The sequence below is a fragment of the Pseudomonas sp. AC247 genome, assembly GCF_979258015.1.
Genome location: NZ_OZ409829.1, coordinates 2,200,523 through 2,216,785 on the forward strand (window position 1 = coordinate 2,200,523; position 16,263 = coordinate 2,216,785).

Consider the following 16,263-nt stretch of genomic DNA (forward strand, 5'->3'; position numbering starts at 1 on the left):
CGTCTGACAGGAGTTACAGCATGAAGCTAGCAGTAATGATGGGCACGCTGTGCATCGCTACCCTTGGCGTAGTGGGTTGTTCCAGTAAAACCGTCGCTCCCGAGGATTACTCAGGGTTTCTCAAGGACTACAGCCAACTGAAGGAAGCCAAGTCACCTTCTGGCGCCGAGGTCATGCGCTGGATTGATCCCAAGGTCGATATCAGCAAGTTCACCAGCGTCTACGTCGAGCCGAGCCAGCTGTATCCGAAACCGCAACCGACCGCGAAAATTTCCCAGCAGACCCTCAACGGCATCACCAGCTACTACGATCAGGCGCTCAAGCGTGAGCTGAGCAAATCGCTGCCACTGGCCGCCGGCCCTGGGCCCGGGGTGATCGTGATTCGCCCGGCAATTACTGCGGTGAGCAGCAAGACTGAAGGCCTGCATGCGTATGAAGTGATCCCGATTGCCTTGGTTGCTGCTGCAGTCAGCACTGCCAGTGGCATCCGCGATCAGGAAACCACCCTGGCCACTGAAGCGGTCTTTCTCGATGGCGGCAGCAACAAGGTGGTGTCTCAAGTGGTGCGCAAAGGCACCGGCAAACCGTTGGAAAATGACACGCAGGCATTGACGGCCGATGATGTCAAAGCCGTGATCGACGGCTGGGCGAGTGACATGCATCAGATGTATCTGAAACTGAAGTCTGAATCCAAATAATGCATCGAGGCTGATGGCCTCATCGCGGGCAAGCCCGCTCCCACATGGATCGCTGTGAATCAATAATCACATTCACAACACAAATCCCTGTGGGAGCGGGCTTGCCCGCGATGGCATTCGCAAGGGCGCTACATCATTGCCCGGTAAACCAGCGGTAATACGGATTGCCGCCATCCCAGCGCATCACCTCGCGCATATCCCGCCCCCACGCATCCCGATCGCCGTCATACGCATGCAGGCTCGCCCGATAAAACTGCATCAGACGCTGGCGATGGGTTTCCATGCGCTCTGTGAACCCGGCATCGGCGTTCACCAGCGGCGGCGCCTGATACAAATCCAGCAACGCCGGCAGCACGCGGGTGATCTCCTTGCTGCGCACCCACGGCGCGTATTCGATCCTCGGTTGGTCGTCAGTCACGGCGGGGGCATCAGCAGCGAAGCGTTCCAGGCCTGCGCGATCGGTGACCCAGGTCGCCATTAGCGCAGCGGCCGAACCGATGCCGACATCCTGCAAGGTGCTGCGTACGCTGTCCTGTTGGAAACGCTCGGTGATCTTCGCTGCATCCAGTTGCATTGGTGTCATCGAACCGACTAGCAGCATCTCGTGGAACTCGCTGGTCCACAGCGAGGCATACGGGAATACGTCGAGGAAGCTGCGCACCAGGGAACGCGAGTCATCGATGTTCTGCGTCGGCAATGGCAGCCATTGCGCGACGATGCCTTTTTCCTCAAGGCGACTGGCCGCCAGTTGATAGAAGTCCCGCGAATACAGATTGACCACGCCGGCAGCGGAGGGCGGTGGCGGTTCAAGGGTGATCAGGTCGTAAGTCTGGGCGCTGCGCAGCAGTTCCTGGCGGCCATCGCGCAGGCGTACATCGACACCGGGATCGCTGGCGGCATTGAAGTTACCCTTGAACAACGGCGCCGCTTTAACCACCGATGGCAGCAGCTCGGCGACCACCCGGTGTTCCAGCCCCGGATAGCGCAGCATCGCACCGGCGGTGATGCCGGTGCCGAAACCGATCACCAGCGTCGAGCGCGGTTCGCCGTTGTGGATCAGCAGCGGCAGCAGCGCCTGAATGCGCATGTAGCGCAACGACGGCATGGCGTCACCGGTGTTCGACACTCCCTGAATGTACAGGCGATGGAAGTTGTTCTCGCCGCGACCTTGTGCGACCACTGCGACGGTGCCGCCACGGCCTTCTTCGTAGAATGCCAGCGTGCCGTTGCGCGCACCGGGCAACAGGCTGGCGAGTTTGTCGACCGGGGTCAGCAGGGCCACGGCAACCGAGACCAGCCCCAGAGTGACGACGAGCTGGCGCCGACCTTTCTTCACGTGGTGGCCTTTGCGCACGGCACAGTAGCCGACACCCGCCGCGATGATCGCCAGCAGACCCAAGGTCCGCACCAGCCCCAGCAGCGGAATCAGCAGGAAGCCACAGAGCATCACCCCGACAATTCCGCCCAAGGTATTGAACGCCACCACCGCACCGACATCGCGCCCGACACGCTCATGGCCGACGCTCAGGCGCAGGGCCAGCGGAAACGCCGCGCCCAGCAGCAACGTCGGGACAAACACGATGCACAGCGCCGCCACGGCGAAGCGTGCGCTCATGCCCGCCAGTTCGCTGACGCCCAGGCTCAGCAACCACATTTCGGTCTGGGTCTGGGCGAGGACTAGCCAGCGGCCGAGCAGGGCGATTTCCAGCAGGGCGACCAGTCCGGCGCCGGCGATCAGCAGGCCGAACACCCCCCACGGATCACGAATGCGCTCCACGCGACGGGCGAGCAGGGCGCTGCCGATAAACAGACCGGTCAGGTAAGTCGCCAGCACCACGGCAAACGCATAGGTGCGGGTGCTCATGAACTGCACGATCGATTGCGACCAGACCACCTCATACCCCAGCGCCACGCCACCGGCGATGGCATACAACCAGAGTGCGGTGCGATCCGTGGCTTTCTCGCTGTGCGGTTTGCTCGGGGCTGCCACCGGCAAGGGATGTTGCCGCGCGAACCACAACGCGCCAATGGCGGCCAGCAGGTTGAGCATCGCCGCAAACAGCGCGCTGCCACGCACGCCGAGCGTGGCGATCAACACAAACGCGGCGAGCAACGTGCCGACAATCGCGCCCAGAGTATTCGCCGCATACAACTGACCACCGGCCTTGCCTGGGTCAGTCGCCAATGAACGCACCAGCACCGGCAACGTGCCGCCCATCAGCACCGCCGGAATGCCCACCAGCGCAAATGGCAGCAGCCAGGCCAGCAGGCCGACATGACTTTGCAGCCAGGCAAATGGACTGGCTGCCAGGCTCATGGCAACCGTTGCACCTACGCCAAGAATCGCCACCAACACCTCCAGCCCGGCGTACAACAACACCGGCTGCTGCAAGCGATCGGCAAAGCGTCCGAACAGCCAGCCACCGATCGCCAGCCCGGCAAAAAACGCGCTGATGCCGGTGGTGATCGCATACACCTCGACGCCGACCACCAATGACAGTTGCTTGATCCACAACACCTGATAGACCAGCGCAGCAGCACCGGAGATGCACAGCAGCAGGGCGGGAATGATCAGCGCCGGAGCGGCCGATAGCGAGACGGGTACGGCCGACGGCTTGCTGGCGATACGTGAGGACATACGAATTGCCTTATACAAAATAACCGGCCACCCCCTGTAGGAGCTGCCGCAGGCTGCGATCTTTTGATCTTGATCTAAAAAACAAAGATCAAAAGATCGCAGCCTGCGGCAGCTCCTACAAGGGCTACGTCCGGTTTGGGATAGAGGCCGCCCGCCGGTGAGGGCGGGCGGCAGTCTTGCAGTCTTACTGTGCAGCTTTCATTTTTTCAGCGATTTTCGCGTCAACCGCAGCGCGGATCTGGTCAATACTGAAGCTGGCCGGTTTCTGGCTCGGTGGATACTCGACGAAGGTCTGCAGGAACGCCGCCGACTTCATCACCGCCATCTCGGTCAGATAAACGTTTTTGGTGGTCCAGTCGTAGTACTGATCGGAAACGGTATCAGCACGTTCATACGGGTCCATGCGCAGGTTGAAGATTTTCGGTACGCGCAGACACACGAACGGTTCGCTCCAGACCTTGAAGCCCCCCGGTGCACGTTGTTCGCAGAACACCGCTTTCCAGTTGCCATAGCGCATCGACACCAGTACGCCGTCGTCGTTGAAGTAGTAGAACTCTTTGCGCTCACTCTTAGGGCTTTGGCCGGTCAGGAAAGGCAATTGGTTGTAACCGTCCAGATGCACCTTGAAGCTGGTACCGCCAGAGGTCGGCGCCCAGCCTTTGAGCAACTTGTTGGTGACATCGGCGTCACCGGCCGCCGCGAGCAAGGTCGGGAACCAGTCCAGGCCCGAGAACATTTCGTTGGTGACTTCACCCGGTTTGATCTTGCCCGGCCAGCGAACCATCGCCGGTACGCGGTAGGCGCCTTCCCAGTTGGAGTTTTTCTCGTTACGGAACGGCGTGGTCGCCGCGTCCGGCCAGGAGAACTGGTTCGGGCCGTTGTCGGTGGTGTAGACGACGATGGTGTTGTCGGTGATTTTCAGGTCATCGAGAGTTTTCAGCAGTTTGCCGACGTCGCCGTCGTGCTCGAGCATGCCGTCTGCGTATTCGTTGCCGGGCATGCCGCTCTGGCCCTTCATCGAATCACGCACGTGGGTGTAAAGGTGCATGCGCGTGGTGTTCATCCAGACGAAGAACGGTTTGTCCGCCTTGGCCTGTTTCTCGATGAACGCTTGTGCCGCCGCCGTGGTTTCGTCGTCGATGGTTTCCATGCGCTTGGTGGTCAGCGCGCCGGTGTCTTCAATCTTGCCGTCGGCGAAGCTGTGAATCACGCCACGGGGCGAAACGGCCTTGACGAACTCAGCGTCATCTTTTGGCCAGTACGGGCGCTCAGGTTCCTCTTCCGCATTGAGGTGGTACAGGTTGCCGAAGAACTCGTCGAAACCGTGGTTGGTCGGCAGGTATTCGTCTTTGTCGCCCAAGTGGTTCTTGCCGAACTGCCCGGTCGCATAACCTTGCGACTTGAGTGCCTGGGCAATGGTGATGTCACGTTTTTGCAGGCCTACCGGAGCGCCTGGAATGCCGACTTTCGACAGCCCGGTACGCAGTGGCGTCTGCCCGGTGATGAACGACGATCGTCCAGCCGTACAGCTGTTCTCCGCGTAGTAATCGGTGAACATCATGCCTTCTTTGGCGATTCGGTCGATGTTCGGCGTCTTGTACCCCACCACGCCCATGGAATAGGCACTGATGTTGGTCTGGCCGATGTCATCGCCGAAGATCACCAGAATGTTGGGTTTTTCAGCCGCTGTGGCGGTTGCCGACAGCGCCATCACCGAGGTCGCCACCAGGGCGAGTTTCGGTAGCCACTTGCGTATGCGAGTCATCTGACTTGCTCCTTTTCGCGGGGGTCGTTTATTGCGACTTACGTTTATTGCAGTCCTGCAGCACGCTTTTTTCTTATTGCACCTGCTCGGTTGCCGGCGGTTCGAAGGGGTAAATCCGGCACCATTCGGACGCCATGTCCACCACGGTCCAGCCACGGGAATTCGCTTCGTCGAGAGCCTTGTCGAGGCGCCCGATATCGGATTTGCGGTCATAGGCCCACTCGCGCTTGGCGTCGGTGTGATGCACCAGGCCCATCAAACGTTTGCCGGAACCGGCGGCGGTCCACTGGAGCATTTGCAGGTCACCGTCGGAGTTGCCAAAGGCGAGGATCGGCCGGCGACCGATCACCGCATCAATGCTTTCCGGTTTGCCCGCGCCGTCGTCGTTGTGCGCCAGTTTTGGCGTCCGCACGATCGAGGCTCTGCCGTCCTTGTATTGAAATGAAGTAATGAACGTGGTGCCGATCACCTGTTCCGGCGGGATGCCATAGACCTTTTCGGCGAAGGCACGCATGAACCCGGTGTCGCCGCCGGAGACGATGTAGGTCTTGAAGTCCTGGCTGCGCAGGTAATCGAGCATCTCCAGCATCGGCTGGAAGATCATTTCGGTGTAGGGCTTGCCGGTTTTCGGATGACGCGCCTGGCTCAGCCAGGTCTTGGCGTAGTCATCGAACGCTTCGGTGGTCATGCCGGTGTGAGTGGCACCGACGATTTTCAGCAAGCCGTCCATGCCGGAAGCGGCCAAGGCCTTGTGGTCGTTTTCCAGCACGGCCTTGAACGGCTGCGTGGTTTTCCATTCCGGGTGCTGCGCGGCGGTGCGCTTGACCTCGTCGAAGGCGAAGAGCAATTCGAAGTACGCCGGTTGCTCGCTCCACAGGGTGCCGTCGTTGTCGAACACGGCGATGCGCTCGGCGGGTTTGACGAAGTCCTTGCTGGTCTGGTCGGTGACGGCCTGGACGAATTCGATGATGCTTTTTTTTGCCGGGCCGTCGTTCCACGATGGCAACGGCTCACTGGCCTGGGCCAGCAGCGGCAGAGCGAGCGCAAACAACAGCGCCAGATTGAAGCGTTGACGGTGCTGCGGCGGGTTCGTCATGGGAAATCCTTCTCGTGAACGGGGTTGAGCGGGCGCAGGGCCGAGGCCGGTTTCGCCTGCTGCTGCTCGGCCTGACTGTGAAGCGTAGTCAACGATTGGCGCAATTGAACGAGTGTTTGCTCGGTGGTGGGTTCGCGGCCGTAAAGGCCACGTAACAGTCCTTGCAGGCGCGGGCCGGCATCAACCAGTTTCAGCCCCAGTCGACTGCGCCGCAGCCACAGGTATAAGGCGCTCAACTGTGGCGGTCTGGCGTCGAGTTGCGGGGCGATTTGTTGCCAGGCGCAGTCCGCCGATTGCTGCCAGGCCACTTGCCGCGCGAGCTTGCGCGCTTGCCATTGCTGGCGGGCACGGCTGAGGGCAGGGCGCAGCAGATAAATGGCACCAATGGCCACCGCCAGTAAGCTCAGCCACAGCAACCAGCGGGTGGAAACGTGCAGGCGATTCTGACCGAGCTGCCTGAGGTCTTCGGCGATCGAAAACACCGGTTTGTAAGCCGTGTCAGCGACGGCCTCGAACGTAACCGCCGGGACTTGCGTGGTGCGCAATTGCCGGCTGCTGGCATCCCACCATTTCACCTCGATGGCCGGCAAGGTGTGCGAGCCAGCCTGGTCGATACGGTAAGTCACGCTGTCGACACGCTGCCCGCCGAGGATATCGCCGCGACCGTCATCGAGGCTGCTGACTTGCGGGGTTTTGGTATAGCGGCCCAGCCCGGCGGCATCATCCAGTGTCGGTATGGGCAAGGCCATGGCCAGTGCGCCGTCTGCTTGCAGGGTCAGTTGGCGGGTAATGCTGTCGCCGACTTTCAGCGGGTTGGCCGAGTGCGTGACAGTCTGGGTAAACCGCACAGCGTTGGCCACCAACGGGGTTTCCCCCGGTTTGAAACCGGGCGGTTGTGCCGCGCTGAATTGCACGGGTTGGCTCTGCGCGCTGATTTGCGTTGTCGCCTGACCGGGCGTGGCGCTTACGGTCAGGGCGGGGATGGCGAAAGTGCGCGCGACGTTCGGTGTGATCAGGTAGCTATAGCGCAAACCGCTGAATGACTGGCCCTCGATGGTCTGATTGAGGTGCTGGGCCTGTCCGTCCGGTGGCATCACCAGTGCACCGTCGAGTTTCAATTCGGGCAGGGTGGCGGCGCTGGTGAACCAGGTGTCGGTGAGGACGTCGAGTTGCAGCTCGACCAGGCCGCCGACCATGGCGCCTTCGGCGGGTTGCAGGTGGGCCTGGACCTTGAGTTGCGGTTCGGCTGCAAAGGCTTGGACAGTGAACAGGCTGACGGCGAGAGCAGCCAAAAGAGTTGTGGTGTGTGGGCGGACGCTATCGCGAGCAGGCTCACTCCTACAGTGGTTTTGTGTGTAGTGCGCGTCCCCTGTAGGAGTGAGCCTGCTCGCGATTGCCATTACTCGGTTCAAAGGGATCATGGCTTGGCCCCCGCCTGATCCTGCAAGTTGAACTTCTGCTTGAGAAACTTCGCCGGTGAGGTGGTCAGGTTTTGCAACCACAGCGCATCGGACGCGGCCTGTTCGGTTTCAACCTTTTTGCTCTGACCCTTGCCCGGTGCCTTGTCGAATTTCACCTCGTCGGGCTTGGTCTGCGGGGCATTCTTTTCTGCGCTTTCGGTGTCTTTGAGCAATGCCTGGGCCAAGGCCAGATTGGCCGTCGCTTCCGGGAATTGCGGCTGTAGCTTCAACGCCTGGGTGTAGGCGGCGATGGCTTCATCGAACTTGAAGCGCCGCACATAAATATTGCCCAGATAGAAATACGCTTGCGGTGTGTCCAGCCGCGCGAAAGTCGCCAGCGCGAGGTCGTAATCGGCGGCGTGATAGGCCGCAACGCCTTTCCAGTACGGGTCGACGAACAACGCCGCGGCTTGCGGAAAATGTTCGTGCTCGAACGCCCAGCGCCCTTGTTGATCACGGGTGAAGAAGGCGTCGCTCAAGGCATTTGCCTGCGCCGGCGCCGCTGGCCAGCCAAGACCTGCGGCGAGCAAGAGCGCCGGCATCCAGTTCACGCTCCAGCCCTTGCGCACACCGAACAATGCCAGCACCAGCAACGGCCAGCACAACCAGTATCCGGCGTCTTTCCAGTGCAGTTCGCGCTGTTCGGCGCTGGCACTCTGAAAGTGCTGCTGAGCGTGCAGCTCGATCCAGTTCAGATCATCGTCATTCAGGGTCAGGCTGCCGAGCGGTGCATCGACGGCCGACGCCAGTTGTTTGAGCGCCGCCTGATCGAAGCTGCCGAGGATCGGACGACCATTGCTGTCGATTTTCGGCTGGCCACCGGCGCCCTGGACAACCCCGCCGTCCTCGCTGCCAACCGCCAGCACCAACACTTGCAGCTGACTGTCGTGCAGGCGTTTGTCGAGCCCGTCGAGTCGCGAGGTGTCAGCACCGTCGGTGAGCAGCAGCAGGCTGCCCGGGGTTTTCTCGGCACTGAGCAGGCGCTTGGCTTGATCGATCACCGCACCGACATCTTCGCCCGGCTTATCGATCAGCCCGGTGCCGAGGGCTTGAATGAACGTGTCGAGCAGCGCCGGATCATCCGTTGGCGGCAGCACCAGATGCGCGCTGCCGGCGTAGGCGATCAATGCGGTGCGTGCACCGGCACGGCGCTGGATCAAGTCGTGAAGTTTGTGTTTGGCCGCTTCCAGTCGGGTCGGTTGCACATCGTTGGCGTCCATCGACGGCGACAGGTCCACGGCGACGATCAATGGCGCGCGGTTCTGCAGAAAGTCCGGGCGGTCCTGCTCCCAGGTCGGCCCGGCCGCTGCCACCGCGCCAAGGATCATTACTGCGCACAGCAGATGCACCGGCCGCAGCCGCTGATGATCCTGTGGGGTAATCAACAAGTGCGGCAACAGATGCTCGGCGATGTTGCCGCGCAGCCGTCGTTGCAGGTCACGGCTGCGGCGCCAGATCAGCGGCAATGCAGCACCGAACAGCGCGAGGATCAGCCACAGCGGTCGCAGGAAATGGAAGTCACCGAGATTGATCTCCATCTCAGGCCTCCTGCCGTTGACGCGCGAGCGATAAACGCGGACGCAGCAGCGCGCCGAGGTGATACAGCGCCAACAGCACCATGGCGGCGCCCAGCGGCCAGTAGAACAGTTCCCGTTGCGGCTGGTGGCTGAGGGTTTTCACCTCATGTGGCGTCAGCCGATCAAGCGTGCTGTAGACCTGATCCAGCGCGGTGCGGTCTTCGGCGCGGAAGAATTGCCCGCCGGTGGTCTTGGCAATCTGCTCCAGCCCCGCCAGGTTGACCTTGGCTTCGCCCGATGCGCTCGGATCGCCGATGCCGATGGTGTGGATGATCACGCCCTTGTTGGCGGCCATTTCGGCGGCGTGATCCGGGGTGATCGCGCTGCTGGTGTCGTTGCCGTCCGTGAGCAGGATCAGCACTTTTTCCTGCTCATGCGCCTGATCCAGCAGCTTCAGACTCAAGCCGATGGCATCGCCGATCGCGGTGTTGGGCCCGGCCATGCCGATGCCGGTGTCTGCCAGAAGCAGCGACAGGCTGGCATGATCGAGGGTCAATGGTGCCTGCGAATAGGCGCCGCTGCCGAATACGATCAGCCCGAGGCGGTCGTCCTTGCGCTTGTCGATGAAGCCTTGCACGACTTCTTTGACCGCCGCCAGGCGATTGATTTTCACACCGCTGGCGTTGGTGAAGTCTTCGGTTTCCATCGACTGCGAGATGTCGATGGCCAGCATCAGGTCGCGCACCGGTTGTTGGCGTTCGATCGGCTTTTCGACGAACACCGGGCGTGCAGTGGCCAGCAGAATCAACGCCCACAGCAGAACATTCAACAGCAATTGCCAGTGATTGCGTCGACTGCCGACAGTGCCGGGTGCTTCACCGACAGCCCGGCTCATGGCATTGAAAAACGGTACGCGCACGGCGCTGCGGGCCTCGTTGTAGGCGGGCAGGTAGCGGTACGCCAGCCAGGGCAGCGGCAATAGAAGCAACAACCATGGGTAATCAAGCTGCCACATGATGATGCTCCACCCAGTGTTGGCAGGTGTCGAACAACGCCTGGCGCTGCGGCGCGGGCAGGGCGCGCAATACGTCGTCCGGGGCGTAAGCGAGTTGCGCCAGTTGCGCACTGAAATCAGCCGGTAGAAGCTTTTTGCTGTGCTGCTGCAAGAAGGCTTGCCAATCCTCTCTCCCCAACGCCCCGACCCTGTAGGAGCTGCCGAAGGCTGCGATCTCTTGATTGTGTTTTTTAAAAGCCAGAGCAAAAGATCGCAGCCTTCGGCAGCTCCTGCATGAGGTCGGCGTGGGCATCGAGAGGGCGACGCGTTTGAGCAGTTCGGGCAGTTCACGCAGTGCATTGAGGTCATCACTGCGGCTGCGCAACTGCGCCAATCTCGCCAGTGCTTCACGCCGATATTGATCCCGTTGCCATTGCCGATAGCGACTGATGGCAATAATCAGCGTGAGCAGAATCAAAACCCCAAGCACTACCCACCAGCCCCACGTCTGCGGCGCATAACTGACCGGCGTCGGCAGGCCCAACTCCTTGAGTTGCTCGATGCTCGGGATATTCGGATTCACCGCCGTGCTCCGGCGCTCTTGCCGAGTTCGGTGCGCAATTGCGCATGAGCCTCTTCGGCGGTGCTGATCATCATCAACGGCACCTGACTGCGGCGCAGCAGGGTGGCGACGTCCTTGAGCCGGCCGCTGAGAAAATCCCCCAGCGGCTGATGCACGTTGCGTTTTTCGATGGCCAGTTCCACCTGCAACTCACCTTGCGTCACCAGCAGCCGGCCGTTGTCCGGCAGCTTCAGCGCCAACGGATCGTAGACTTGCAGGGCGATCACGTCGTTGTGCGCTGACAGTTGCCGCATCAGTTGCAAGGTGCGCTCACCGGCGCCGGCGAAGTCGCTGACGATGCAGATCAAATGATCGTGGCCGGCGAGGGCGAGGCAGCGCTGCAAGACCTTATCGAGTTGATCCTCGTCCTCAGCGTCAGGACTGCCCGCGTTCAGTGCACGGTTCTGCTCGGCGATGCGGCTGAGCAAGGCCTCCACGCGTTTGCGGCTGCGCAACGGGGCGACGCTGTCGATGCGTTGATCGTTGAACACCAGGCCGCCGACCCGGTCGCCGGCATGGAACACCATCCACGCCGCCAGCGCAGCCAACTCGGCAGCCACGGCGGATTTGAAACTGCGTTGCGAGCCGAAAAACATCGACATGCGTTGGTCGACCACGATCAGCGCGGGGCGGTCGCGCTCCTCGGTGAAGGTGCGCACCACCGGTTTGCCGGTGCGCAGCGACGCACGCCAGTCGAGATGGCGCAAGTCGTCGCCCGGTTGGTAACGGCGCAGCTCATCGAAGTTCAAGCCACGGCCACGCAGGCGTGAGGCATGGTTGCCAGCGAGGATGCTGCCCTGTGGTTGGCGGGCAAGAAAACTCAGGTCACGGGCCTTGAACTCCAGCGCCATCAATTGCGCGAGAGAGACGTAGACCAGACCTTCGTCGTTCATGCCGGAATCGCCACTTTATCGAGAATGCGATCAAGCACCTGATCGGCGCTGACGCCATCGGCCACCGCGTCATAGCTCAGTTGCAGGCGATGACGCAGCACTGGATGCACCACCGCACGCACATTGTCCGGCGAGACAAAATCCTGACCCTGCAACCACGCATCGGCGCGCGCACAACGGTCCAGGCCAATGCCGCCACGCGGGCTGGCGCCGATTGAAATCCAGCGGCCGAGGTCTTCGTCGTAATCGGCGGGGTGGCGGGTGGCGTTGATCAGGTCGATCAGATAGCTGTCGATGGCCGGTGACACATGCACCGCGCTGACCTCTTTGCGGGCTGCGAAGATTACATCCTGCGACAGGCTGAAGCCCTTGGCGGGCGTGGTGTTGGCGCCTTGGGCGAACTCTTCGTTGCGCAGCAGACGCAGCACTTGGCTCTCGTTTTCTGCGCTCGGGTAATCGAGCAGCACCTTCATCAGGAAGCGGTCCATCTGCGCTTCCGGCAACGGGTAAGTGCCTTCCTGTTCGATCGGGTTCTGCGTGGCCACGACGATAAACAACTCGGGCAGCACATGACTGTTACCCGCCACGGTGATCTGCCGCTCCTCCATGGCTTCGAGCAACGCCGCTTGCACCTTGGCCGGCGCGCGGTTGATTTCGTCAGCGAGGATCAAGTTGCCAAACAACGGGCCGGGCTGGAAGCGGATCTCGTTCTTGCCTTCGACCTGATGCAGCACCTCGGCACCGGTGATGTCCGACGGCAGCAGATCCGGGGTGAACTGGATGCGGCTCATCTTCGCGTCAAGGTGTTTGGCCAGCGCCTTGACCGTGCGGGTCTTGGCCAGCCCCGGCAAACTCTCCAGCAGCAAATGGCCGTTGGCCAACAGACCGAGGAGGATCTGCCGGATGACTTGATCCTGGCCGAGCACTGCTTCGGCGATGCTGGCTTGCAGGGCGTTGAGGTCGGTAAGAGCAGTCATGGCAGCAATCCTTTGTGTCCGGTCTAGAAAAACGCCAGGGTCAGGTTGACGCTGAAGCCGTTGCCTTCAGGGCGGTTCTTGGTGTCGAACTCGGGCACCCAGCGCGCACTGATGTTGGCCTGGGCGTCGGCGAATTTGCCGGCCCAGCCAATCACCGGGCCGGCACCGACCGAGCGCCCGCGATAGCCGTTGAACGTGTCGGCGGTCTGGCCCTTGTCATCGGTGATTTGCTGGATGTAACCCGCCGCGACCCCGGCACTCCAGCCTTCGCCGAAACCATGGGTCCACAGTGCATCGAGGGTGAAAATGTTGCCGTTGCGATAGTCCGTGGCGTCGTTTTCGGTATAGAACTCAAGACCGCTGGACAAGGTGAACTCGCCACCCTTGCCATCCAGATGAGTGAACGCCACGGTGGGCATGAACGTGTAGTTGTTCTGTCCAGGGTTGGCCAGCCGATCATCGTTATAGGCGCCGGTCGGTACGTAGATGGGTAGCGACAGCGAAATGTGGTTCAGTTCATCGAAGTGGTAACCGGCGGCAATCGGCGTGATCAGCGCGTCGGCGAATTGCGTGCCGGAATCGCTGTCACCGAGGGTGCGTCCGCGCGGGCCGGTGATGTTCGCCTTGATGTCGGTGTACTGCACCGGAATGCCCACCGCAGAGGCGTAGTTCCAGCGACCCTTGCCGGTGTCCCAGACGTGGGTGAAGTTGGCCATGGTGTAGGAGACTTTCATGTCGATCCCGCCACTGACCGCACCGGAAATCGGCGCGCCGTTGCTGCCCTTGAGCGAGCCGTCGTACCAGATGCTGGTCAACGACGTCACCCAGCCCGGCTCCGGCGGAACGATGCCGGCATTGGAGAATACCTGCTGACCGGTAATCGGTCGGCCCACGCCGCCCTCTGCTGCGTAAAGCAGAGGACTGCCGATCATGCACAGCGCCAGCAACGGGCGCACAACGTTAGGCTTGACCATCAAACACTCCGCTTATGGTTCTGACTGTCAAAAAAATCGAATGCCGGCAACACCTGGTGCTCGGGCGTTGCCTTGAGGTCGGCCCTGACTGAAGGCGAACGTTGGATGAAATCCTGTGCGCCGACCCCGCAGCTGACGAACATCGTCATCAGGGCATAGCCGGCGGCTTTGAGGGCTGTTCGCATACAGTTTTCCTTACTTGCCAAACGTCACGTTGATGCCGGTGTACACCACGAACTGCGGCAGTCCGTCGCCCTTGCGGTCAACCGTCCACTGCGGCTCGACGAAGGCGTTGAGAATGTTGCTGCCAGCCTTCCACGCCTTGCCGACACCGAGGCCGATCGGGATGTAGTGGGTGTCGTTTTTCAGGTCGAAGGTCCAGGTGCCGGTGGAGCGCAGATACCAGCCTTTTTCCAGGTTATGGATGATGAACGGCTGCATCGTTGCGCTCTCGACGTGCGGGCGGTCATTGTCGCCAGCGAAGGAGCTTTGATATTGCACAAGGGCGCCGAGCAGACCGCGCGGCGAGGAATCGATGGCCACGGCGGCGAGGCCACCTTGCCATTTGCCGGTGCCAAGTTCGTCCTGTTCGGCGGTCGGCGCCGTGATCAGCGGGCCGATACCCAACTGCACGCCTTCGGTTTTCAGAATGAAGATGTCGAACAGGTTGAGATCGCCGATGCCGGTGCTGTAACCGTTGTGCGGATCGGGTCGGGTGCTGATCGGCAGCGTCGCGCGGACCAGTTGCGGCACGCCGATGAAATCGCTCGGCGCGATCGGCAAGGTGCCGCGCAGCAACACGTCATTGCTGTGCGCGTTGCTGTCGTAGAGTTTGGGGGTGTAGTAGTCCTGCAGATTGGCGCCCGGCGCCACGTTGAGCGGGTTGTTGCTTTTATTGGAGTCCTCGGCGTTATCCGCCTGCGCGCAGCAAGCAGCCGCTAGCGAACTCGCCAGAAACAGAGTCTTCCCCACTCGATTGCACTTCATCCCCGATTCCCTGGTGGCTTTTGGACAGCTCGGCACTTCTCGGCCGTAGGGCGTAATCCCTTGCTTATCAAGCCTGTAGGACACGTCTGAATGACGCTAGCAGCTAATCGGGAGTTAGCCAGTCGAATGGATTAATTCTTTGGTTTTGTGTGCGGATTCACAATCAAATTGTGTACATAAAAAATATCTCTGTAGGAGCTGCCGAAGGCTGCGATCTTTTGATCTGTTGTTAAAGATCAAAAGATCGCAGCCTTCGGCAGCTCCTACAGGGGAAGTCATGTGTTTTTCTTGGCTTGTTCGCGGATGCGTTCTTCTTGTGCACGAGCCTCAGGGGTGAATTCGGCGCCGAAGTCTTCGGCGGAGAATATCTGGCGGATTTCGATTTCGGATTCGGTACCAGGCATCGGGTTAGGGCAGCGCTTGACCCATTCGATGGCTTCTTCTTTCGATTTCACTTCCCAGATCCAGTAGCCGGCGACCAGTTCTTTGGTTTCGATAAAGGGGCCGTCGATGACCGTGCGTTGATCGCCGGAGAAACGTACGCGGGCGCCTTTGCTGCTGGGGTGCAGGCCATCGCAATCGACCAGAATGCCGGCCTTGGACAGTTCTTCGTTGAAATTACCCATTTCGGTAATCAATTGTTCGCTGGGCATGATGCCGGCTTCGGAATCGGCGCTGGCTTTGACAAAGATCATGAATCGCATGGCGGTTACTCCGTGGCGTGTGGGATTCGTTGGTTAGTCGAACGGGCCAGCGGTGAATCGACAGGTTCTCTAAATAAAAGATGCAAACCTGCGCTTTAACAAACTCAACCCGACACGCTGCAACTATTAATGTAGGAGCTGCCGCAGGCTGCGATCTTTTGATCTTGTCGTTAAAAACCAAGATCAAAAGATCGCAGCCTTCGGCAGCTCCTACGGGGGTGTCGGGTTGTATACAATTTTTTGTGCTGTCGCCCGACAATTTTCAAGCGGGGCATAGGTCGTCGGACAATTTCGTGGTTAACTTCGGCCTCTTGCATGCTTTCCACTCAAAACACTAGAAGGACTGAAGTCATGGCTCAAGTCACCCTCAAAGGCAATCCGGTTCAAGTTAACGGCCAATTGCCACAAGCCGGTTCCAAGGCGCCAGCCTTTTCCCTGGTTGCCGGCAATCTGTCCGACGTTACCCTGAAAGACTTCGCCGGCAAGCGCAAAGTCCTCAACATCTTCCCAAGCGTCGACACCCCGACCTGCGCGACTTCCGTGCGCAAGTTCAACGCTCAGGCCAACGAAGTGGCAAACACTGTAGTGCTGTGCATCTCGGCTGACCTGCCGTTCGCCCAAGCGCGTTTCTGCGGCGCCGAAGGCCTGGAAAACGTGCAAAACCTGTCGACCCTGCGCGGCGCCGAGTTCATCGAGAACTACGGCGTGGCCATCGCTGACGGCCCGCTGAAAGGCCTGACCGCCCGTGCCGTGGTAGTTCTGGACGAAAACGACAACGTCCTGCACAGCGAACTGGTCAAGGAAATCGCTGAAGAGCCGAACTACGACGCTGCTCTGGCCGTACTGAAGTAAGCTCTGCTACAACGCGTTTACAATTGTTAACGGCCTGGCCCTGTCCAGGCCGTTTTCATTTGTGTATCAGTGTTTTGCCTCACACC

15 protein-coding genes are annotated in these 16,263 nt (G+C 60.6%); 2 read left to right on the forward strand and 13 right to left on the reverse strand.

The features are described 5' to 3' along the window. The first annotated feature begins 20 nt into the window (after positions 1-20). A complete protein-coding gene (locus ACZZ0B_RS10295; protein WP_463545087.1) occupies positions 21-698 on the forward strand; it encodes a DUF3313 domain-containing protein in 678 nt (225 codons plus the stop codon). Positions 699-831: 133 nt separating this feature from the next. On the opposite strand, the gene ACZZ0B_RS10300 is transcribed toward ACZZ0B_RS10295, so the two are convergent. The 13 genes from ACZZ0B_RS10300 to ACZZ0B_RS10360 form a co-directional block, all read right to left on the reverse strand. Beyond that, positions 832-3,336 carry a fused MFS/spermidine synthase gene (locus ACZZ0B_RS10300; RefSeq protein WP_463545088.1) on the reverse strand — a complete coding sequence of 835 codons (2,505 nt, stop codon included), beginning with the start codon at positions 3,334-3,336 and terminating at the stop codon, positions 832-834. A 184-nt stretch (positions 3,337-3,520) separates the two neighbouring features. Continuing rightward, positions 3,521-5,101 (reverse strand): arylsulfatase, encoded by a 1,581-nt coding sequence (locus ACZZ0B_RS10305; protein WP_008079323.1) that lies wholly within the window; start codon positions 5,099-5,101, stop codon positions 3,521-3,523. A gap of 73 nt (positions 5,102-5,174) precedes the next feature. After that, entirely contained in the window at positions 5,175-6,197 is a 1,023-nt protein-coding gene (locus tag ACZZ0B_RS10310; RefSeq protein ID WP_463545089.1) for an HAD family hydrolase, read from the reverse strand. Beyond that, entirely contained in the window at positions 6,194-7,618 is a 1,425-nt protein-coding gene (locus tag ACZZ0B_RS10315; protein ID WP_463545090.1) for a BatD family protein, read from the reverse strand. The genes ACZZ0B_RS10310 and ACZZ0B_RS10315 overlap by 4 nt, the downstream gene beginning before the upstream one ends. Next, the gene (locus ACZZ0B_RS10320) at positions 7,615-9,195 is read right to left on the reverse strand and encodes a VWA domain-containing protein (RefSeq protein WP_463545091.1); all 1,581 of its coding nucleotides are present in this window, start codon (positions 9,193-9,195) and stop codon (positions 7,615-7,617) included. Before ACZZ0B_RS10320 ends, ACZZ0B_RS10315 begins: the two co-directional genes overlap by 4 nt. Before the next feature lies 1 nt (position 9,196). Continuing rightward, positions 9,197-10,189 carry a vWA domain-containing protein gene (locus tag ACZZ0B_RS10325; protein WP_463545092.1) on the reverse strand — a complete coding sequence of 331 codons (993 nt, stop codon included), beginning with the start codon at positions 10,187-10,189 and terminating at the stop codon, positions 9,197-9,199. Beyond that, positions 10,176-10,751 (reverse strand): DUF4381 domain-containing protein, encoded by a 576-nt coding sequence (locus ACZZ0B_RS10330; protein WP_463545093.1) that lies wholly within the window; start codon positions 10,749-10,751, stop codon positions 10,176-10,178. Before ACZZ0B_RS10330 ends, ACZZ0B_RS10325 begins: the two co-directional genes overlap by 14 nt. Then, positions 10,748-11,683 (reverse strand): DUF58 domain-containing protein, encoded by a 936-nt coding sequence (locus tag ACZZ0B_RS10335; RefSeq protein ID WP_463545094.1) that lies wholly within the window; start codon positions 11,681-11,683, stop codon positions 10,748-10,750. Before ACZZ0B_RS10335 ends, ACZZ0B_RS10330 begins: the two co-directional genes overlap by 4 nt. Continuing rightward, entirely contained in the window at positions 11,680-12,660 is a 981-nt protein-coding gene (locus ACZZ0B_RS10340; RefSeq protein WP_440094029.1) for an AAA family ATPase, read from the reverse strand. The genes ACZZ0B_RS10335 and ACZZ0B_RS10340 overlap by 4 nt, the downstream gene beginning before the upstream one ends. Before the next feature lie 23 nt (positions 12,661-12,683). Beyond that, complete coding sequence (locus ACZZ0B_RS10345; protein WP_440094027.1) at positions 12,684-13,634, reverse strand: SphA family protein; 951 nt, start codon at positions 13,632-13,634, stop codon at positions 12,684-12,686. Then, a complete protein-coding gene (locus tag ACZZ0B_RS10350; protein ID WP_463545095.1) occupies positions 13,634-13,819 on the reverse strand; it encodes a hypothetical protein in 186 nt (61 codons plus the stop codon). The genes ACZZ0B_RS10345 and ACZZ0B_RS10350 overlap by 1 nt, the downstream gene beginning before the upstream one ends. Before the next feature lie 10 nt (positions 13,820-13,829). Continuing rightward, the gene (locus ACZZ0B_RS10355; protein ID WP_463545096.1) at positions 13,830-14,621 is read right to left on the reverse strand and encodes a hypothetical protein; all 792 of its coding nucleotides are present in this window, start codon (positions 14,619-14,621) and stop codon (positions 13,830-13,832) included. 275 nt (positions 14,622-14,896) lie between these two features. After that, positions 14,897-15,325, reverse strand: a complete 429-nt coding sequence (locus ACZZ0B_RS10360) for a YciI family protein (RefSeq protein WP_008079293.1) — start codon at positions 15,323-15,325, stop codon at positions 14,897-14,899. Between the two features lie 351 nt (positions 15,326-15,676). On the opposite strand from ACZZ0B_RS10360, the gene tpx reads away from it, so the two are divergent. Next, entirely contained in the window at positions 15,677-16,177 is a 501-nt protein-coding gene (gene tpx, locus ACZZ0B_RS10365) for a thiol peroxidase (RefSeq protein WP_008086450.1), read from the forward strand. Positions 16,178-16,263 lie beyond the last annotated feature (86 nt).